Raw genomic sequence first — 18,663 nt, forward strand, 5'->3', positions numbered from 1 at the left:
CAGCTTAAATAGGGTATTTATCGGTTACAGCCAAAAACGCTTCATCCCGAAGGATGGCAACCCAATAACATGGCGGCTTTCGGCATGACGTATTTGCAAAAAGTAGCGGTCAGCCCAGATCCTGCCAGATCAGGATTTGGGCTCCTCAGTATCATCCGATACGTTTCCACAAGCTGCGTCAATGCCATGATTATCAATATCGCACACCGATTCCAGCCACATGGCGTTGATGATGGCAAAAGCGGCGGCGAAACCAACGCCGAGTATCCAAGTAAAGTACCACATGATGTCGCCCCTTTTAATAAAGTGTGTGTGAATCTTTGGCAATCGCCGCTTCGGTGATGCTGCCCCACAACACTTTGTAAACCCAACGTGTGTAAAGCAAGACTATCGGCAAGAAAATAACGGTAATCCAAAATGACAGCAATAAGGTCGTATGGCTGGCGCTGGCATCCCATAGCGTCAGGCTGGAACGGGGATCGCTCGTAGAAATAAGTAAGAACGGAAACAAAGCAAAACCCACCGTCAGCAATATACTGGCAAGCCCGACACTGCTGCACAAAAACGCCGCCATCGTTGTCGGGCCCCGACCCAACAGCCATGCTAAGGCCAGTCCTAAAAAGCCCAATATCGGCGCCAGCATCATTAAGGGATAAGCCAAAAAGTGCTGTAACCAGCCTGGGCCTGCCGCAATCACGGTTTTATTTAGCGGATTAGACGGCGCGTCGGTCGCTGCCATTTGTGTTATTTCTGGGCGGTCTACGCCGATAAACGCCCACAGCATGACGGCGGCCAGACCTGCCAACAGCAACGGCGCTAATAAGGACAATGCCTGGGTAGCACGTTCATGGACGATGCCTTCGGTACGCCATTTTAGGAACAGCGCACCATGAAAACTGCTGGCCAATAAACTGACAACGCCGCATAACAAGGCGAATGGGCTTAGCAATTCCCAGAACGAACCGTCGTAAAATGTCCGTAAATCTTGGTCGAGATGGAAGGGCAGGCCGAGCAGCAAATTGCCGACCAGCACCCCCAGTAAAATCGGCGGTAACGTCCCGCCCACAAATAAGCCCCAATCCCAAGCGTTACGCCAGCGCGGATCACTGATCTTGCTGCGGTAATCGAACCCGGCGGGGCGGAAGAACAAAGCGAACAGCACCAACAGCATCGCCGCGTACAAGCCCGAAAATAGCGTCGCATAGACGGCAGGCCAAATGGCGAATATTGCCCCGCCCAGCAAGATCAACCAGACTTGGTTGCCTTCCCACGTTGGCCCGATCGTATTGATAATAATGCGCCGCTCGACATCGGTCTTACCCAGTAACGGCAATAAAGTGCTGACTCCAAAATCAAAGCCTTCCGTGACCGCAAAAGCAATCGCGACAACGCCGATAAACACCCACCAGATCAGGCGGATAGCTTCATAATCAATCATAGTTCAATCCTCGTCAATAATGGCCGGGTTATGGCTGATGGCCATGATGTTGCACATGGCGGGCATGGTCGCTCAGTTGCGCCGTAAAATAGGCATGGATGGCGGCTATCAGTCCAGGCTCATCGCTGACAAACGCAATTTGCCCGCCATCCGGCAAATCCTGATAAGCAAAATGCACCCGCCCCGCTGCCGCACTCAGTTCTTTAACGCCCGGCATGTCATTGCCGTGGATGCGTTGCGGCCCGGAGAAATCGCCTTTAACAAACTGTGCGCTAAGTCCTGCCAGATGTTGGCGGATCAAGGCAATTTGCCTGCTATCACCCGCCTCTTTAGCAATCACCTGCTGGATGCCGCCGTTATCGGTCGGCTTGAAAATATGCAGGGTCTTTTCTAAACTGAACGGCATGACATGGCTACCGCGTTCGGCAACGGTATCGAGCCGCTCGGTGGAAGCGGGTTCAAGCGCGTAGACACCCGTGCTAAACGCACACGAGATTAAACAGTAGGCTATTAATTTATTCATGGACGGCTCCGCTGGTCTGTTCATGATAATAACGCCCGGTATGTAAGCTGCTGGGGCCTAGGCGGACATATTTAAGCATCAGATAAATCTCGATAATCAGCAACACGGTATAAAACAAGGCAAAGCCCGCGATACTGAACCACAATTGGCCGATACTGACACTGGACACGCTCAGATGGGTTGGCAATACGCCGGAAATCGTCCACGGCTGGCGGCCCACTTCGGCGACGAACCAGCCAGTTTCGGCGGCAATCCACGGCAAGGGGATGCACCAGACCGCCAACCGCATCAGCCAGCGTTTTTGGTCGGCGACACGGGTGGCACAATAGTAAAATGCCATAGCAAACACGAACAGCATCGTAAAACCGCAGGCCACCATAACCCGGAATGTCCAGAACAGCGGCGCGACTTTAGGGATACTGTCATTAGCGGCTTTTTCTATCATTACAGAGTCGGCATCCACCACGTTTTCGGTATACTTTTTCAGCAACAGGCCATAACCCAAATCGGCCTTATGTTCGGCAAAGTGTTGTTTTGCGGTATCGCTATGGTCACCACTGCGCAGTTTTTGCAAGTCCGCGTAAGCCACCATGCCATTTTTGATCCGTGCCACACTTTCCGTGCGCAATTCTTGTAAGCCTTTGACTTCTTCATCAATGGAGCGGGTGGCAATCAAGCCCAGCAGATAGGGAATTTTGATGGCATAATCGGTGGTTTGCTTGTCTTGGTTGGGAAAGCCGAATAGGGTAAAACTGGCCGGCGCCGGTTCTGTATGCCATTCCGCCTCAATCGCCGCGAGTTTTATTTTTTGCGTTTCGCCTTCGGTATAGCCGCTTTCGTCACCGAGTACGATGACAGACAATATTGAGGCCAAACCAAAAGCCGAAGCGATTGAAAACGAACGGCGGGCAAAGCCCATGTCACGCTTGTTCAGCAAATACCAAGAGCTGATGCCCAACACGAACATCGAACCCGTGACATACCCCGCCGCTACCGTGTGGACAAATTTGACCTGCGCCACCGGATTTAAAATGACTGCGGCAAAGCTGGTCATTTCCATGCGTAACGTTTCGTAGTTAAATTCTGCCCCCACCGGATATTGCATCCAACCGTTAGCGATCAAAATCCATAATGCCGACAAGCTAGTGCCGACCGCGAGCAGCCAAGTTACAATAAGGTGTTGCACCTTTGTCAATTTATCCCAACCGAAGAAGAATAGGCCGACAAACGTCGATTCCAAAAAGAAGGCCATCCAGCCTTCGCTGGCTAATAACGGCCCAAAAATGTCGCCGACATAATGCGAGTAATACGCCCAATTGGTACCGAACTGAAACTCCAGCGTCAGCCCCGTGGTTACCCCCATAGCAAAATTGATGCCGAATAGCTTACCCCAGAATTTGGTCATATCCTTATATACTTCACGTCCGGTCAACACATAAACCGATTCCATAATGCCAAGGATAAACGTCATGCCTAGGGTTAGCGGCACAAATAAAAAGTGATACAAGGCCGTCAGGCCAAATTGCAGCCTGGACAACATAACGATATCGTCACCGATCATGACGGGACTCCTGTGTGGGTTGTGAAGAAAAAGGCACCGCCGTTGGGGCAATGGGTAAGGCAAAATGCACGGCAATATCCGGCTTGGCCGCTGGGCGGTCTTGCCAACGGAAGATCAAAAACCAAAGCCCCGTCAGTAAGATGATTTTGACGGCCAGAGCCAAGGCTATTTCCCGGCGCAATAAACTGGGCGATTGGTGCGGATTGTTAGGCATATTGGCTTCTTGGCAATAAGGATTGATGTTTTTTAAGATTTGTCGGCTTTATCGGTAGGCTTGCCTATCACTAAGGTCGATAAACCCAACAATAAAATGGAGCCGGATATTAACAAAATCTCTGTGCCCTCTGTGTGGTGGGTCTGGATATCGGCGATCAATAACCGGGATAATGCCGTAATGGCGATATAAATCAGACAGCGCACTGGCATGGCATTGGTCTGAAAATAAATCCCGACCATCGCCCCCAATTCCAAATAAATAAACAGTAACAAAATATCGTCTATGGTGGTATGCCCCTGGGCGACCATACCCACATAAGCGGCAACCGCCGACCAGATCACACTCGCCCCGATAACAAAGAGCGCGAAATAATGGAAGGCCTCAATGAGCAAATTGCCCACCATATCGATACGCGCCTTATAAATTTCGCAAAGCTCGCTTAGCGGTAGTTGTCGTTTCATAGTATCCTCATTTTAGTGGCTAGGGTATTGTAAAAGAAAACAACCTGCGTCTATTTTTATTAAAATGCCGCTGTTGCTGACTCACTTTAGCCATTATGCCACTATATTACAAACATCTAATGCAATTGACAGGCCAAATTTAGGCTTAAGGGCGATTTGTCCTTATTTGCTGGGAGGAAAGGTAAAATGCTTGATTTTAAAATGTTTCGGATCTAAAAAATGAAACATTTATATTTCATATTGAAACAATTTTGAAACGTGTTAAGGGTTAACCATTCGCTCTTAGTCTTCGATATAACTCGCTTAGCGATTATTGTTTCATAGTGCCATACAGATTATTTTTAAGGTTGCCATCATTGGGATTATCAACAATATCTTGCCCGTTTACACAATGGTATGTTTTTAAAAGGTGAGAGGGGGATTGCTTGTAGAGTTGTGAAGAGAAATGGTGTTTGCTGGACATAAAAAAACAAACGACAGTCGCCGCCGGGCTTTTAGAACAACGTTTCGTTAGGCAGTTTTTGCGTGTATATACTTTAAGCGGTCAGGTTTTCGGTTTTAGGATTAACCGTTCGGCCTGAGCTTGTCGAAGGCTGGACGGTTAATCCGCCCATGGTTCGACGGGCTCACCACGAACGGATTAACCGAAAACTTGACCGTTCAGAGTATAACTAGAGATTGTTAACAAAAGGCTTTTGGAGTATATTTCCCAAAGAATGGGAGTTACCTTATGTTATGCACCTATTTCGGTATATTTAACGGCATCTTTTTAGAATGCCAACTTAATGTTAGACGCATTCTGGGCTTCGTAGAAAGTTTGTTAAAAATAATGGTAAGCGGCATTTTTTAGCTGAATATTCGGTGTCGTTTAATTACATAACTTTGGCTTCGCTATAGGCTTTCGGGTGGTATACCTCTTACTACAACATTAGGCATAGTAAGTAATGCAATCAACGGTTGAATTTGATTCAGAGCTGTTTAGCCCTTACCTTCCTGATGAATCTCAGGTTAATCCACATTGCTATGGAGCGGAACTCGCCTATTGGCTTTCAAGAAAATTGGCAGACCATGGGATTGTCACTTCGTATCCCAACGCTGAAGACTGGGGCTGGTTTATTGAATATCTGACTGAATCAGGTGATGAGTTTTGGCTATGTTGTTCAAATCGCAATAGTTCAGCTAAACAGTGGCAATGTTTCATTGAAGCTAAGACTAAGCGTTTATTTGGGAGGAATAAGCCTAAAATTGAATGCGCCAAATCTCTGTTAAAAGCTTTATGCTGTATTTTAGAAGAAGAACAAGAAGTCAAAAATATCAGGTGGTGCAAAGAACCTTGGATTACTGATTGGGCTAACCGCCCTGAGTAGCCAAACTCAGGGCGGCAGATGCAGCATAGTCCGACATGACTACCTACCAAGAATATGCACTGCCTCAATCCATATCAATACCCAACACCCTAACCGCATGGGCCATAATCTCATCAGGGTTGAAAGGTTTGGTAATGTACATATCAGCGCCGACTTCTTTGCCTTTTTCCTTATCGTATTCCTGGCCTTTGGCGGTCAGCATAATAATAAACACGTCATCTAATGCCCAGTCTTGCTTGACGATCCGGCAGACTTCAAAGCCGTTCATCTTCGGCATCATCACGTCTAACAGAACCAGGGCAGGGCGTTCCTCTTCGATAATCGCCAACGCTTCCTCACCATTTTCGGCAAGGAAAAACTCCACATCGTAATCTTCCAAGTCTTCTAGGGTTTGTTCCAGCAACATGCGGATATGGGGTTCGTCGTCGGTAATCAGGATTTTTTTGTTCATAATCGTATCGGGTTAGGTAAAAGTCAAAGATAACGTGAGCGTAGCATATCCGCCGCGCTTTCATCCAGCAATTCGCGGCGGCGTACGTTTTCAAAATGCGCCAGCAGATCATCAACGCGCAGCCGTTGTTTTTGCGCGTCCCTAAAGTCATGCAGGACATTGCCACGGTGCATCATGATAATACGGTCGCCGAGATTGACGGCTTGCTGCATGGAATGCGTCACCATCAGGGTGGTCAGGCCTTCGCGTTGGATGACTCTATCGGTCAGGGCAATCACTTGGTCGGCGCTTTTGGGATCTAATGCGGCGGTGTGTTCGTCGAGCAGTAACAATCTGGGTTTAAGCCAAGTCGCCATCAATAAGGTCAAAGCTTGGCGTTGGCCACCCGACAAGGAGCCGATGGCGCTGTCCAAACGGTCTTCCATGCCCATTTTCAGTTCGCGGACGCGGTCGCGTAATTCGTCGCGCAACTGCCGCGAATTCGCCCAACTTAAACCGCGGAATTTGCCGCGTTTAGCCGCCAATGAGAAGTTATCTAAGATCGACATGTTCGGGGCAGTGCCGGAAAACGGGTTTTGGAATACCCGACCAATCAAGGCGGCACGGCGGTGTTCCGGCCAAGTGCTGACATCTTGCCCATCCAGTTCTATACGTCCGGCATCAATGGCAAAGCTGCCGGCAATGGCATTCAGCAGGGTGGACTTGCCGGAGCCGTTGCCGCCTAAGACGATGACAAAAGCCCCTTCGGCAATGTCAAGGTTGATGCCGCGCATGGGTCGGACTTCATTAACCGTACCCGCATGAAAAGTTTTATAGACTTGGCTTAAGCGTACCAAAGGGGCGGCGGCCAAGGTGGTGCTAGTGTTCATGCGACCCCCGGCTGTTTGCGTGCGCTCAGCTTGCCCATCATATCAGGTAAGATCAAGGCAGCGAATACAAACACCGCCGTCACCAGTTTCAGATCGTTGGGGTTAAGGCCGAACGATAAGGCAATCGCCACCAATTGCCGGAACAGGATAGAACCGACAATCGTGCCGACAATGGCGACCCCGACACTGCTTGCCCCCGTTAAGGCTTCGCCGATAATGACGCTCGCCAAACCCCAGACCACCATACCGATGCCCATTTGTACGTCGGCAAAGTTTTGGTATTGCGCCCATAAGGCGCCTGCCAAGCCGACCAGGCCATTCGCCACCGCCAGCCCAAAGATACGGTAGTTTTCGACATTGCCGCCTAAGGCGCGGATCATTTGCGGGTTATCACCGGAGGCGCGCATGGCGGTGCCGATGTCGGTGCGCAGAAACGCCCACAAGGCCAAGGCCACACAACTGACCAAGGCAAACATCAGCAACAGCATGGTCAGGTCGGCACTGGACACTGTCCAACCCCATAAATCCGTTTCGGCTGCGCCAAACCAGGCAACGCCTAATTGTTCGCAGTAAGTGGCGACAGTAACAGTGCCTAAAAAAGGGATGTTACTGCGCCCCATGACATGCAGGTTGACCGAGTACAGGGCCGTCATCACCAAGATGCCCGCCAGTAAGGAATTGATGCGGAAACGGGTTTGTAAGATGCCGCTGACCAAGCCCGCTGTTGCCCCGGCCGCAAATCCGGCACAACACGCCCAGAGCGGGTGGATACCATGCCTGACCAGTAAGACACTGGCGACCGCCGCGCCAAAGGTCAGCGAGCCGTCAACGGTAATGTCGGCAATGTCAAAAATGCGGTAAGAGACATACACGCCCAGAGCCAGTAGGGCAAGTATAATGCCTAGCGTTAACGCGCCTATTAATAATGTCATAAGGAATCCTCAGCGTTGAAATGGACGGGGGCGCACCATAACGCGCCCCGCCGCAAATAGCTTTCGCCCGCCCCGATGCCTTCACGGTCATCATTGAGCAAATGCAATACCCCGCGTAGGGTCTGTGCGTCCATCAACCGCTCCAAGCTTTCGGACAGTTCAACAAAACCTTTGCGCACTGGCGTGAAGGGGACGACACTGGCATGGACGTGCATAAACAGATCGCTGTCTTCGGCGCTGGGGTGCAGTTGGGCGGCTAATGGTAAGGCGGGGTTACGCGCGACCACCCCAACAATTAAGCAGGTCTCTTCAGCATACGCCGGTTCGGCGGTAAACAACAAACGGTCGCGGATACCCGGAAAGCTAAAAAAGTCCGCATCTAAAGGTGTTGGCGGCACTTGTAAGGCCGCGCCGATCAGATGGGCCGTTTCAGCGACCAAAACCCATGAGACAATGGGGCTAGCACAGACCTCTAATGCCGCTTGCGCCAAGTCGCTCAGGCATATCGGCGGCGTTGCCGGGGTTTCGCCAAACCGTAACAGATAACGGAACGGGCCGCTGGCTTGCAGGCCGTGCCAAATACTGACTTCAGGCTGTAGCCCGCCCTCTTGCTGTAGCCAGTCGGGATGTTCGGGATCATTACCGGGTAAGCTGATGGCTAATCCCGCCACGGCGAGCAATTCCCCAGCATGATCGGCATTATGGGCGGCCCCTAAGCTCCCTAAGCCGATTACCCAATGGTCTGCACTGACGGCGATAGTCTGCGGCTGTTGGGCTAAAGCCTGCGCGGAGCCTATCACTGTGCCGTGCTGCTGGGCGGCGGCATCTAGGGTATAGACGGAAAAGTCTTGTCCTGCCAAGTGGCTTTGTCGGCAGGAGCGGCTAGGGATGGCGGAGGGCGTATGAGGTGTGGGGCTACCTACTGTTACGGGTGTACTATCCAACAGTTGGTTAAAACCGACCAGTTTCAGCACCTCACTGACCGTAGGGGAGGGGTTAATAAGCCGTAAGCTACCGCCGATAGTTTTCAGGTTTTTGACCAATAGCACCAGCACCCGGATGCCGGCTGAACTCAGATAACTGACTTGCGCCAAGTCCAAAGCAATACGGTGGGCACCATCGTGGATAATATCCTGCAAAGTTTTGCTGACCGACTGGCTCCAAGCGGCATCAAGCCGTCCTTGCAAGGTGATGTGCATTTCGTCACCTTCCAGTTGGGTAATAATTTCCATGGGCTTGCTCCTTTAGGATGGTGGGGGCTAGGGGAGGCGTAGGTCGGCTTTATTGACCAGCCCGACGGGTAGCGGCAGTTGTAAGGCCTTGGCATGTGCTTCGCTAATAATCAGGCGGATTTTGCTGGGCTTGGAAAAGGCGATGGCCGCTGGCGGCGTATCGCGCATGATGTCGGCGGCTTTGAGGGCGGCATCAAAACCGGCTTGATAATAATCCATAGAATAGGCGACGGCGGCTCCTTGCTTAACTCCCGATTCGGTAAAGGTAAACAAGGGCTTTTTAGCGCGGGTCGCCGCTTGGGTAATGGCGGTGAAGCCGGAAACTATCTGATTGTCCAATATTTGCACCCAAGCGTCAATCGGTTGGCTAGCCATTGCCAAGGCGGCGTTAGGCAGTTCGCTGGCGGAATTGACCGGCATTTTGTTTACCGACAGCCCTTGTGCCGTCGCGGCTTTTTCAAAAGCTTCCATATTGTAAACGGAATTGTCTTCCCCAGGGGTAAACAAAGTGCCTACCCGCCGTAGCTGCGGAAAATACTGTTTTAACAATGCCACCATTTCTTGGAAAGGGGCGAGAGTATAAACGCCCGTGACATTCGGCAGATGGTGGGTATCGTCCGTACCCGCCCCGGCAATGATTGGGTTGGCCACAAAGGTGAAGACAATGGGGATTTTTTTGACCTTGTGCAATACCGTCTGCAAGGTGGGGGTGGACAAGGTCATTAACAGCTCAGTACCGTCACTGCCCGCCGCATCGGCAAGGCCGGACAAGACGGTCATATCGCCTTGTGCTGACGCGTCGCTTAAGACAAAATCGCGTCCCGCCTGCAAGCCAGCCGCCTTAAAGCCTTCGTCAATACCGTGCAAGGCCTCTTCGGCAGGGGGTGTTTCCACATACAACATCCGCTTGATTTTCCAAAGATGGTCTAAAGGTTTGGCGGGCGGTGTCGGGGCAGTGTCAGTAGCTGCAACCGCCAAGGCGCGTAGTTCGTCAGGGAAGGTGATATGTAAGCGTTGGGCACTGGCTTCGTTAAGCACAATGGATTTTTTGCTGACATTGCGGAAGGGAATCCCCGCAGGTTTGATACCTGCCAGTAACTGTACCAGAGGTTCGGCAACGGCACGGCCACTTTCTTTGTAATCGACACCGACAACCATTAAGGCATCGTGACCGATAAAGTCCGGTTGGTCGAGGATTAGTGGGATATTGGCATCTTTGGCGATTTTGGCAATCGCATCCACACCTTGATACATGGTGTTGTCACCTACTGCGACTATCGCCCCGACCTTACGCGCCACGGCGGCTTGTGCCGCTTGCACTACGTCGGCAGTGGTGTTGATAGGGATTTCTTCTAAGGTGATGCCCGCTTTTTGGCATAGCTCCCGCAATACGGCGGCGACTTTCACCGAATTGGCTTCGCTAGGGTTATACAATGTACCCAACGAACGGACACCCGGCAAAACCTTGCGCGTCAATTCCAACATATCGGCGACGGGCGGGAAAGAGCCGATACCAGTAAGATTGGGCAAATGCTCGGTAAAACTTTTCCCCGCCCCCGCCGCCAGCGGGTCGGTGACATAGGTGAAGGCTACGGGCTTATGTTTGGCCATCATGCCCACGCCTTGCAGCACGGGTGTGGTCAGGGTCACAATGGCATCGACATCGCTGTTGTCCAGCACTTGCCCGATAGTCGGAATTTGGGAAATTTCCGCTTGTGCGTGCATAGTCTGGAAGCTAAGATTGCGGCCTTCTTCCAAGCCTAGCGCCTTCAGGCCTTCACGCAATCCTGCCATGACCGAATCAATGCCCGGTTCAGGGGCAAAATATGCCACGCCGATTTTATATGTCCGCCCTGCTGATAAAGCCATGGCCATTGGTGCAACTGCTGGTAAAGGCAAGGCGGCATTGGCAGGTTTAAGCGGGGTTTCCACGCCATTTTTATCAATAACAAGGCTGGCTTGGGCATACAGGGCAGGGTTGAATTGCCAAGCATCACGCAAGCTGCTGAGGGTTTTTTCGTTGAGAAATAAACGCTTAGGCACATAATCTTTGACCGGCAAAGTGGCTGGATTAGCCCCGTTCAAGACATCGGCGGCAATACGGCCTATTTGCTCACCGACTTCGTGATAATCGGCGCCTAAATCAAATAAGCCGCCATGTTTGGCATGGCCTGAGATATTGGAAAAAACGGGGATATGCGCATTATGGGCCACTTCTATCAGGCTATCCACGGTGGCGTTTACAGTGGCATCGCCGCCTGTCCAAAAGGCTTCCACGCCACGCGCCACCAAAGATTCGGCAGCCTCACGCACATCTTTGGCTTGCTCGACCGGGGCTTCCAAGAGGGTTAGCCCCAGCTCTCCGGCCACTGCCCGCGCTTGTTTGGTACAAAATTCCGAATTCACTTCGGCGGGGTTCCAGACCACACCGACCGTTTTTAAGGCCGGATTAAGTTGTTTCGCCAACCGGAAAATGTCCGCAACCGGTTGCGGGGTGCCTATGCCTGTCAAATGAGACGGCTTATCCAAGCTGTCCAAGGCTTTGATGCCGACCCCCGCCGCCACGGGCGAAGTCACCGCCCCAAATACATGCCCGACCCGCCCGTTGCGGTTAGCATTGGCCAAGGCCTGTAACATCACGGTAGAAATGGACACGGCCAGGCGATAATCGCCACCCGTGATTTTTTGCGCCATCAGATTACCCGTGGGCAAATCGCCTTCAGGGTTATAAGTCGTGATTGCCAGATTTTTCCCGTCATCCAGACCTTTGCTATGCAGGCCAGCCAAAATCCCAGCGTGGATTTCTTCCATCATCGGGTTGGAGCTATGCTGCAAAATGGCGATGGGGATGATGGTCGCGGGCGTGTTTGTACGCGCTTGGCCTTGGTGGCGGTTATGCCGATCAGACCATAGTTGCAGGGCAGCGGCAAGAACAATCAGCAAGATGGAAAAGGCAAGGCGCTTAGTGGCTTCGGTCATAATCAGTCGCTAGGTCGAAATACTCTGTTATAGGGCAAAGGAGCCGCCGCCCATTTGCCGGATGGTTTGCAAAGGCGACCCCTTTTTTTCAAGGTCATTAGCCTTAGCGATAACTATGGGGTTAACAATCATTTTTGCGGGTGGACATGCAGTTATATAGTATCGCATATCACAAGAAAATGACCGATAGATGAATTAATCAGCGCCTCCAAAAACATCCGGCAATTTTTCATTGCTGCTGTTGCACACCCAATCCTTAAGCGCACTTATTGTTTTAGGGTAAGCGCATATAAAGTTAAAGACATTTTAATCAATGGGCTATAAGAATAAATAGCCCCAATCAATGCCGATTTCCATGCGGCATATTGATTGTGCGGCAGTTTAAAAAGCCGCTGTGTTTTACTCTACACAACATTTTTTGAGCTGACCGAATGCCCTTTGACTAAAATGTCCATCGATTCAGATAAGGAGGCTTTGCCATTGTCAAACAGACGGCTATCGCTTGCTGAACAAAAGCTACACGGCTTTTAAAAGGTTAAAGTTCAGCGCATTTCTTTGCCAATGTCTCTGCGCTTGCCCTGCTTATTGCCACTTTCGGTTTTTCACCCCGTCAGCTAGTGATACAATGGGCTTTGTCAATTATCCGTAACACAGAATAGTAGTGGACTCAAAACTGCCCTCCCTTTTTTCCGAAGCGTCACCGACACGGTTGCGCGAAATCCCTTATAACTATACCTCTTTTTCCGACCGCGAAATTGTCATCCGCCTATTAGGTGCCGAGAGCTGGCAAATTTTGGAATCCTTGCGTGGCGAGCGGGTGACAGGCCGCTCCGCCCGGATGCTGTTTGAAGTACTCGGCGATATATGGGCGGTACAGCGTAACCCCTACCTTGAAGACGATTTACTGGATAACCGCAAGCGCCGTCAGGCCTTGCTGGATGCTTTGCGCCATCGTCTGGGGCAAATGGAAAAACGCCATGCCGACCATGAAGGCGAAAATGCCGAGCGGGCGAAGCGGGTGGCAGTGTTGCTCACTGCCGCGCATAAGGCCGTGGATGATTTTGCCGCCCATTTTGAACGTACTCACGCCATGCGCCGTAAGGCCTTGGCCTTGTTAGCCAAACACACGCGCAAAGATAATATTTGTTTTGACGGCTTTGCCCGCGTCTCCCATGTCACCGATGCCACCGATTGGCGGGTTGAATACCCGTTTGTGGTGCTGTATCCCTGTAGCGAAGACGAAGTGGGGCATTTGGTGCGCGACTGCATCAAGCTCGGCCTGACCATTATCCCACGCGGCGGCGGTACAGGTTATACGGGGGGTGCCGTACCGTTGACCCCCTATGCCGCCGTCATCAATACCGAAAAATTGGTGGAGATAGGCCGGGTTGATCCGGCCAGCCAATTGCCGGGAGCCGGGCAGCCTTACGCGACCATTTATACCGGGGCTGGCGTGGTGACACGCCGGGTCATGGAAACGGCGGAACGGGCAGGGCTGGTGTTTGCTTGCGACCCCACTTCCGCCGATGCTTCGTGCGTGGGCGGTAATGTCGCGATGAACGCAGGCGGCAAAAAAGCCGTGCTGTGGGGTACGGCGTTGGATAACCTGTGGTCTTGGCGGATGGTGACACCGGATGGTAACTGGCTGGAAGTCGAACGCCTCAACCACAATCTCGGCAAAATCCATGAACAGGAACAAGTCACCTTTCTGCTAAAACGCTATGATGCCACCCGCCAACAGTTACTGGCCGAAGAGCCTCTGGTCATCCCTGGGGCGGCGTTCCGCAAAGGGACGCTAGGCAAAGACGTGACCGACAAATTTCTCGGCGGTTTGCCCGGTATCCAAAAAGAAGGCTGTGACGGCATCATTACCTCAGCACAGTGGATTTTACACAAAATGCCTGCACATACCCGGACGTTTTGCTTGGAATTCTTCGGGCAAGTGCGCGAGGCCGTGCCCGCCATTCTGGAAATCCGGGATTATCTGGCGGCTTTGCCGAAAGAAGGCCCGTTACGCGTGATGCTGGCGGGGCTTGAGCATTTGGACGAGCGCTATGTCAAAGCGGTCGGTTATGCCAGTAAAGCCAAGCATCATGGGCGGCCGAAAATGGTGCTGATCGGCGATATTGTCGGCGATGACGAAAAGCAAGTCGCCCTCGCGGCTTCCGAAGTCGTGCGCTTATGCAACGCCCGCAATGCCGAAGGCTTTATCGCCATCAGCCCCGAATCCCGCAAGACCTTCTGGTTGGATAGGGCGCGTACCGCCGCTATCGCCAAGCATACCAACGCCTTTAAAATCAACGAAGACGTGGTGATTCCGCTGCCGCGCATGGGCGATTATTGCGACGGTATCGAACGCCTGAATATCGAACTGTCGCTACGCAATAAATTGCGCTTATGTGCGGCCTTGCAAACGCTATTGTCCGGCGATTTACCGCTACGCTCTTATGAAGACAGCGTCGACAAAACCGAGCTGATCGGCGACCGCCGTAACCTAGCCCTATCAGCCTTAGCCACCGTACAAACCCGCTGGCAGTGGCTGTACACACATCTGGACTTACCGTTAAGCGCGGCGGAAGCCCAGTTCGCCGACTACGGTATCGAAGCCGACACCCTGACTAACCGTACCGAACAGCCGACCTTGTTCCATCGCCTACAAGACCGCTCGGTGCGCGTGTCGTGGAAGCAAGAATTGTTGCCCAGATTGAAAGAAATTTTTGAAGGCGACAATTTCCGCCCTGTCATCGAACGTATTGAAGCGGTGCATAAAGACATCTTGCGCGGGCGCGTATTTATCGCCTTGCACATGCACGCGGGTGACGGTAACGTCCACACCAATTTACCCGTTAACTCCGACCATTACGAGATGTTGCAGGAAGCTAACGGGGCGGTGGTTGCCATTATGGCCTTGGCGCGTTCTTTGGATGGGGTCATTTCCGGCGAGCATGGCATCGGTATCACTAAGTACGAATTCCTCAGCGAAGCCGAACTGGCTGACTTCCACGCCTATAAACAGCAAGTGGACCCCGAAGGCCGTTTCAACCGAGGCAAACTGATGCCGGGCGGCAATCTCAGCACGGCGTATACCACCTCGTTCAGCCTGATGGGCTATGAATCGCTGATTATGCAGCAAAGCGACATCGGGGCGATTTCCGATTCCATCAAAGACTGTTTGCGTTGCGGCAAATGCAAACCCGTGTGTGCCACCCATGTGCCGCAAGCGAATTTGCTCTATTCGCCGCGCAATAAAATCCTCGCCACCTCGTTGCTGATCGAAGCCTTTTTGTATGAAGAGCAGACCCGGCGCGGCATATCCATCACCCATTGGAAAGAGTTTGAAGACGTTGCCGACCATTGTACGGTCTGCCATAAATGCTTTAACCCCTGTCCGGTCGATATTGATTTCGGCGAAGTGTCAATGAACATGCGCAACCTGTTGCGTAAAATGGGTAAGCAAAGCTTCAACCCCGTGAAAACGGCGGCTATCGCTTTCCTCTCCACCGGACATCCCAACAGCATTAAAATCATGCGTAAATTGCTGATTGAATGGGCCTATAAAGCCCAGCGCTGGGGCAATGTCCTGCTCAAACCGTGGACGCGTAAACAATTGGTGCAGCCGCCGTCTTCGACCGGACAACCGCAGTTACGCGAATATGTCTTGCACTTCACCAACCGGAAAATGCCCGATAAAGTGCCGTCAAAAACCGCACGGGCCTTATTAGGCATAGAAAGCGACCAGATTGTGCCGATTATCCGCGACCCGGCCAAAACCCGCGCTGACTCGGAAGCGGTGTTTTACTTCCCCGGTTGCGGTTCCGAGCGCCTGTTCTCGCAAGTTGGTCTGGCGACCCAAGCCATGTTGTACGAGATTGGCGTACAAACGGTATTACCGCCGGGTTATTTATGTTGCGGCTACCCGCAACGCGCCGCCGGACAATACGACAAGGCGCAGAAAATCACCACCGATAATAGGGTGCTGTTCCATCGGGTAGCCAATACCTTAAACTATCTGGACATCAAGACCGTCGTGGTCAGTTGCGGCACTTGCTTGGACCAATTGCTCGATTACGAATTTGAGAAGATTTTTCCGGGTTGCCGCTTAATCGACATCCACGAATACCTGTTGGAGAAAGGCGTACAACTGGACGGCATTAACGGCAACCGTTATTTATACCACGACCCTTGCCACAGCCCGATGAAGCAACAAGACCCGATGAAAACCGTCAACGCCCTGATCGGCACGACAGTCGGCAAATCCGAACGCTGTTGCGGCGAATCGGGTACATTAGCGGTGGCACGGCCTGATGTGTCAACCCAAGTGCGCTTTAGGAAAAATGCCGAACTACAAGAAAACGCCGCCGCCATCCGCGCCGACGGTTTCAGCGGGCCGATTAAAATGCTCACCTCCTGCCCCTCCTGCGTCCAAGGCTTACAACGCTTTACCGATGATGTGGAGCAGTTGGAAGTGGATTATATCGTCGTGGAAATCGCCCGCCACAAACTGGGTGCGGATTGGTTGAAAAACTATATCGGCCAGGCAGGTAATGGTGGGATTGAGCGGGTTTTGTTGTAAAAAACCAAAAGTTGAAACGTCGCTTAAGGCCTTTCAGGCTTGCAAGCCTGAAAGGCCAATGTTATTGCTAATTCCCCATCGGCTTTAATTACTATTCGAGTGTTGTTACACCCAAGGATTGATATGGGGCATACGCGAAAAAGGTATTGTCGGAGACATTAATAGACCTAAACTGTTACCAGACAGATTCTTAGCTGCTTAACCGTACGCCAAGCTTGCAATCTCCCCGTTCTTCTTCGGATAATAAGCCTGCCCACTCTCACTTAAACTTCTGGAATCCCCCTATGCGTCGATTAGCTATTTTACTGTGCCTTGGTCTGGCCTCATTCAAGCAAGCGGCAGTTGCCGCTACGCCACCGTCGATATTCGAATTGCAAACTAATGTCGGGACTATAACCTTCAAGGTTGATTACACAAAAGCCCCTATCAGCGCCAATAATTTCTACAAGTATATTCAAAGCGGTTTTTATAAAAACACACTCTTTCATCGCAGCATTAAGGGCTTTGTGGTGCAAGGGGGCGGTTACAGCCGATTTGATGGTAAGCTGAAAACAACCTTGGCCGCTATCGTTAACGAATCAAACAATGGTTTGAGCAATAAAACCGGCACCATCGCTATGGCACGGACTTCCGACCCTAATTCCGCCACTTCGCAGTTTTTTGTTAACCTCACCGATAACCTGTTTTTAGATTATGCCAGTGCCAGTAGTCCGGGTTACGCGGTTTTCGGCAGTGTGATCGACGGGATGGATGTAGTGGGAAAAATCGCCAATTCAGCGACTTATAATGACCTGCCTTTTACGGGTTTCCCCAGTCTCGTGTATATCCAAAATGTGTTCAGTTCCTACGCGCTTAACAGCAATGTCTCGCTCACCCGCATTACCTTAAACGGTTCGGGTACGGTCACCAGTTCGCCAGCCGGTCTCAATTGCGGTACGGCTTGTGTGTTATCCCAACCTGTATTAGGTAAGGTGATTTTAACGGCGACCCCCATCAGCGGCTTTTCTTTTACGGGTTGGACAGGCGATTGCCAAGGCTTTAACCGGACGATTACCTTAGATACCCTAAAAGGCAACCATAATTGTATGGCAACATTTACCAAAGATTCGACAGTTGCCCAATAGCGGCTGCAAAGGGGAGGGGGTTATTCCCAAGACAAGGTTTGGACTAATTCCCCTAGGCGTTTAAGCAAATCGCCCCGGTGACTGGTTTTGCGCCATACCAAGCCGATGGTGCGGCTGGGGGCGGGCAGGGCGAACGGCAGGTAACAAATGCCTTCATCGTGGGTACGGATGGCGACGCGCGGCATAAAGGTGATGCCCGTACCCGCGCGGACCATTTGCCGCAACGTCTCCAGCCCGGTGGCGCGGACATCTTGTTGCTCCTGCAAGCCGTTGAGCTGGCATATTTGTAAGGCATGGCCGCGCAGGCAGTGGCCTTCATCCAGCAATAACAAAGCTTGCCCGGACAAATCGGCGGGGTTAACAGTGGCTTTACTTGCCAACGGATGGTCGGCGGCAACAGCCAAAAAAAACTCGTCGGCAAACAATTCTACCGTCGCCAGATAATCATCAATAATCGGCAACGCCAATAAAGCCGCGTCTATTTGCCCCTGTTTCAGTTGCTGGAGCAATTGCTCAGTTTTTTCTTCCACCAAAATCAGCCGTACTTTGGGTAAAGTCTGTTTAATCAGCGGCACTAATTGGGGGAAGATATAAGTGGCTAGAGTTGGAAATGCCCCCAAGCGCAAATTACCCGCCAAAGGATCTTGGGCGATACGCGCCAATTCGTTGATATGCCCGACTTCCTGTAAAATCCGCCGCGCCGAAGCGATAATCTGCTCGCCCAGCTCGGTCGGCAAGACTTTTTTATTGGTGCGCTCAAAAATCTGCACACCCAAACTGTCTTCAACTTTTTTGATTTGGGTGCTTAAGGTCGGTTGGCTGATATGGCAACGCTCCGCCGCCTGCACAAAACTGCGCAAATCGGCAACTGCAATCAAATAATGCAAATCCCTTAGGTTCATAGGTTATCGTCCGGCAAATTTATCTTATCGCCAT

General features: G+C 51.6%; 15 protein-coding genes. 3 read left to right on the top strand and 12 right to left on the bottom strand.

The window, feature by feature from the left end; genetic code table 11:
• Positions 1-129: 129 nt before the first annotated feature.
• Genes cydX through CEK71_RS01220 form a run of 6 tightly spaced genes read right to left on the bottom strand, consistent with a single transcriptional unit; the run spans position 130 to position 4,200 of the window.
• Complete coding sequence (gene cydX, locus CEK71_RS24055; protein ID WP_088617671.1) at positions 130-285, bottom strand: cytochrome bd-I oxidase subunit CydX; 156 nt, start codon at positions 283-285, stop codon at positions 130-132.
• Positions 286-298: 13 nt separating this feature from the next.
• Entirely contained in the window at positions 299-1,438 is a 1,140-nt protein-coding gene (gene cydB, locus CEK71_RS01200) for a cytochrome d ubiquinol oxidase subunit II (RefSeq protein WP_088617672.1), read from the bottom strand.
• A gap of 28 nt (positions 1,439-1,466) precedes the next feature.
• On the bottom strand, positions 1,467-1,961 hold the full coding sequence (locus CEK71_RS01205; RefSeq protein ID WP_088617673.1) for an aspartate carbamoyltransferase: 495 nt from the start codon (positions 1,959-1,961) through the stop codon (positions 1,467-1,469).
• Complete coding sequence (locus tag CEK71_RS01210) at positions 1,954-3,522, bottom strand: cytochrome ubiquinol oxidase subunit I (RefSeq protein WP_088617674.1); 1,569 nt, start codon at positions 3,520-3,522, stop codon at positions 1,954-1,956. The genes CEK71_RS01205 and CEK71_RS01210 overlap by 8 nt, the downstream gene beginning before the upstream one ends.
• Positions 3,512-3,736, bottom strand: coding sequence for a cytochrome oxidase putative small subunit CydP (cydP, locus tag CEK71_RS01215; RefSeq protein WP_088617675.1), 225 nt, complete (start codon positions 3,734-3,736; stop codon positions 3,512-3,514). Before cydP ends, CEK71_RS01210 begins: the two co-directional genes overlap by 11 nt.
• A 32-nt stretch (positions 3,737-3,768) precedes the next feature.
• Positions 3,769-4,200: a phosphate-starvation-inducible protein PsiE gene (locus CEK71_RS01220; protein ID WP_088617676.1), complete on the bottom strand. Its 432-nt coding sequence runs from the start codon at positions 4,198-4,200 to the stop codon at positions 3,769-3,771.
• Between the two features lie 944 nt (positions 4,201-5,144).
• On the opposite strand from CEK71_RS01220, the gene CEK71_RS01225 reads away from it, so the two are divergent.
• On the top strand, positions 5,145-5,567 hold the full coding sequence (locus CEK71_RS01225) for a hypothetical protein (protein WP_088617677.1): 423 nt from the start codon (positions 5,145-5,147) through the stop codon (positions 5,565-5,567).
• A 64-nt stretch (positions 5,568-5,631) separates the two neighbouring features.
• On the opposite strand, the gene CEK71_RS01230 is transcribed toward CEK71_RS01225, so the two are convergent.
• Genes CEK71_RS01230 through CEK71_RS01250 form a run of 5 tightly spaced genes read right to left on the bottom strand, consistent with a single transcriptional unit; the run spans position 5,632 to position 12,030 of the window.
• Positions 5,632-6,018 (bottom strand): response regulator transcription factor, encoded by a 387-nt coding sequence (locus CEK71_RS01230; protein ID WP_088617678.1) that lies wholly within the window; start codon positions 6,016-6,018, stop codon positions 5,632-5,634.
• 23 nt (positions 6,019-6,041) lie between these two features.
• The gene (locus CEK71_RS01235) at positions 6,042-6,887 is read right to left on the bottom strand and encodes an ABC transporter ATP-binding protein (protein WP_198328410.1); all 846 of its coding nucleotides are present in this window, start codon (positions 6,885-6,887) and stop codon (positions 6,042-6,044) included.
• Positions 6,884-7,819: an ABC transporter permease gene (locus CEK71_RS01240; protein ID WP_088617679.1), complete on the bottom strand. Its 936-nt coding sequence runs from the start codon at positions 7,817-7,819 to the stop codon at positions 6,884-6,886. Before CEK71_RS01240 ends, CEK71_RS01235 begins: the two co-directional genes overlap by 4 nt.
• Positions 7,816-9,051, bottom strand: a complete 1,236-nt coding sequence (locus CEK71_RS01245) for an STAS domain-containing protein (RefSeq protein ID WP_088617680.1) — start codon at positions 9,049-9,051, stop codon at positions 7,816-7,818. The genes CEK71_RS01240 and CEK71_RS01245 overlap by 4 nt, the downstream gene beginning before the upstream one ends.
• A gap of 27 nt (positions 9,052-9,078) precedes the next feature.
• Positions 9,079-12,030 carry an ABC transporter substrate-binding protein gene (locus tag CEK71_RS01250; RefSeq protein WP_088617681.1) on the bottom strand — a complete coding sequence of 984 codons (2,952 nt, stop codon included), beginning with the start codon at positions 12,028-12,030 and terminating at the stop codon, positions 9,079-9,081.
• A 661-nt stretch (positions 12,031-12,691) separates the two neighbouring features.
• Here CEK71_RS01250 and CEK71_RS01255 point away from each other — a divergent pair.
• Positions 12,692-16,603 (top strand): DUF3683 domain-containing protein, encoded by a 3,912-nt coding sequence (locus CEK71_RS01255; RefSeq protein ID WP_088617682.1) that lies wholly within the window; start codon positions 12,692-12,694, stop codon positions 16,601-16,603.
• A 284-nt stretch (positions 16,604-16,887) separates the two neighbouring features.
• Positions 16,888-17,727 (top strand): peptidylprolyl isomerase, encoded by an 840-nt coding sequence (locus CEK71_RS01260; RefSeq protein WP_088617683.1) that lies wholly within the window; start codon positions 16,888-16,890, stop codon positions 17,725-17,727.
• A 20-nt stretch (positions 17,728-17,747) separates the two neighbouring features.
• On the opposite strand, the gene CEK71_RS01265 is transcribed toward CEK71_RS01260, so the two are convergent.
• On the bottom strand, positions 17,748-18,629 hold the full coding sequence (locus CEK71_RS01265; protein ID WP_088617684.1) for a LysR substrate-binding domain-containing protein: 882 nt from the start codon (positions 18,627-18,629) through the stop codon (positions 17,748-17,750).
• Between the last annotated feature and the right edge of the window lie 34 nt (positions 18,630-18,663).

It is taken from the genome of Methylovulum psychrotolerans (assembly GCF_002209385.1).
Lineage (GTDB): Bacteria > Pseudomonadota > Gammaproteobacteria > Methylococcales > Methylomonadaceae > Methylovulum > Methylovulum psychrotolerans.

Excerpts from the sequence above, each read along its gene's own strand:
- CEK71_RS01205 (WP_088617673.1), bottom strand. The coding sequence starts at position 1,961 with ATGAATAAATTAATAGCCTACTGTTTAATCTCGTGTGCGTTTAGCACG.
- cydP (WP_088617675.1), bottom strand. The coding sequence starts at position 3,736 with ATGCCTAACAATCCGCACCAATCGCCCAGTTTATTGCGCCGGGAAATA.
- CEK71_RS01220 (WP_088617676.1), bottom strand. The coding sequence starts at position 4,200 with ATGAAACGACAACTACCGCTAAGCGAGCTTTGCGAAATTTATAAGGCG.
- CEK71_RS01210 (WP_088617674.1), bottom strand. The coding sequence starts at position 3,522 with ATGATCGGTGACGATATCGTTATGTTGTCCAGGCTGCAATTTGGCCTG.
- CEK71_RS01260 (WP_088617683.1), top strand. The coding sequence starts at position 16,888 with ATGCGTCGATTAGCTATTTTACTGTGCCTTGGTCTGGCCTCATTCAAG.
- cydB (WP_088617672.1), bottom strand. The coding sequence starts at position 1,438 with ATGATTGATTATGAAGCTATCCGCCTGATCTGGTGGGTGTTTATCGGC.
- CEK71_RS01250 (WP_088617681.1), bottom strand. The coding sequence starts at position 12,030 with ATGACCGAAGCCACTAAGCGCCTTGCCTTTTCCATCTTGCTGATTGTT.
- CEK71_RS01235 (WP_198328410.1), bottom strand. The coding sequence starts at position 6,887 with ATGAACACTAGCACCACCTTGGCCGCCGCCCCTTTGGTACGCTTAAGC.
- cydX (WP_088617671.1), bottom strand. The coding sequence starts at position 285 with ATGTGGTACTTTACTTGGATACTCGGCGTTGGTTTCGCCGCCGCTTTT.
- CEK71_RS01240 (WP_088617679.1), bottom strand. The coding sequence starts at position 7,819 with ATGACATTATTAATAGGCGCGTTAACGCTAGGCATTATACTTGCCCTA.
- CEK71_RS01245 (WP_088617680.1), bottom strand. The coding sequence starts at position 9,051 with ATGGAAATTATTACCCAACTGGAAGGTGACGAAATGCACATCACCTTG.
- CEK71_RS01265 (WP_088617684.1), bottom strand. The coding sequence starts at position 18,629 with ATGAACCTAAGGGATTTGCATTATTTGATTGCAGTTGCCGATTTGCGC.
- CEK71_RS01230 (WP_088617678.1), bottom strand. The coding sequence starts at position 6,018 with ATGAACAAAAAAATCCTGATTACCGACGACGAACCCCATATCCGCATG.
- CEK71_RS01225 (WP_088617677.1), top strand. The coding sequence starts at position 5,145 with ATGCAATCAACGGTTGAATTTGATTCAGAGCTGTTTAGCCCTTACCTT.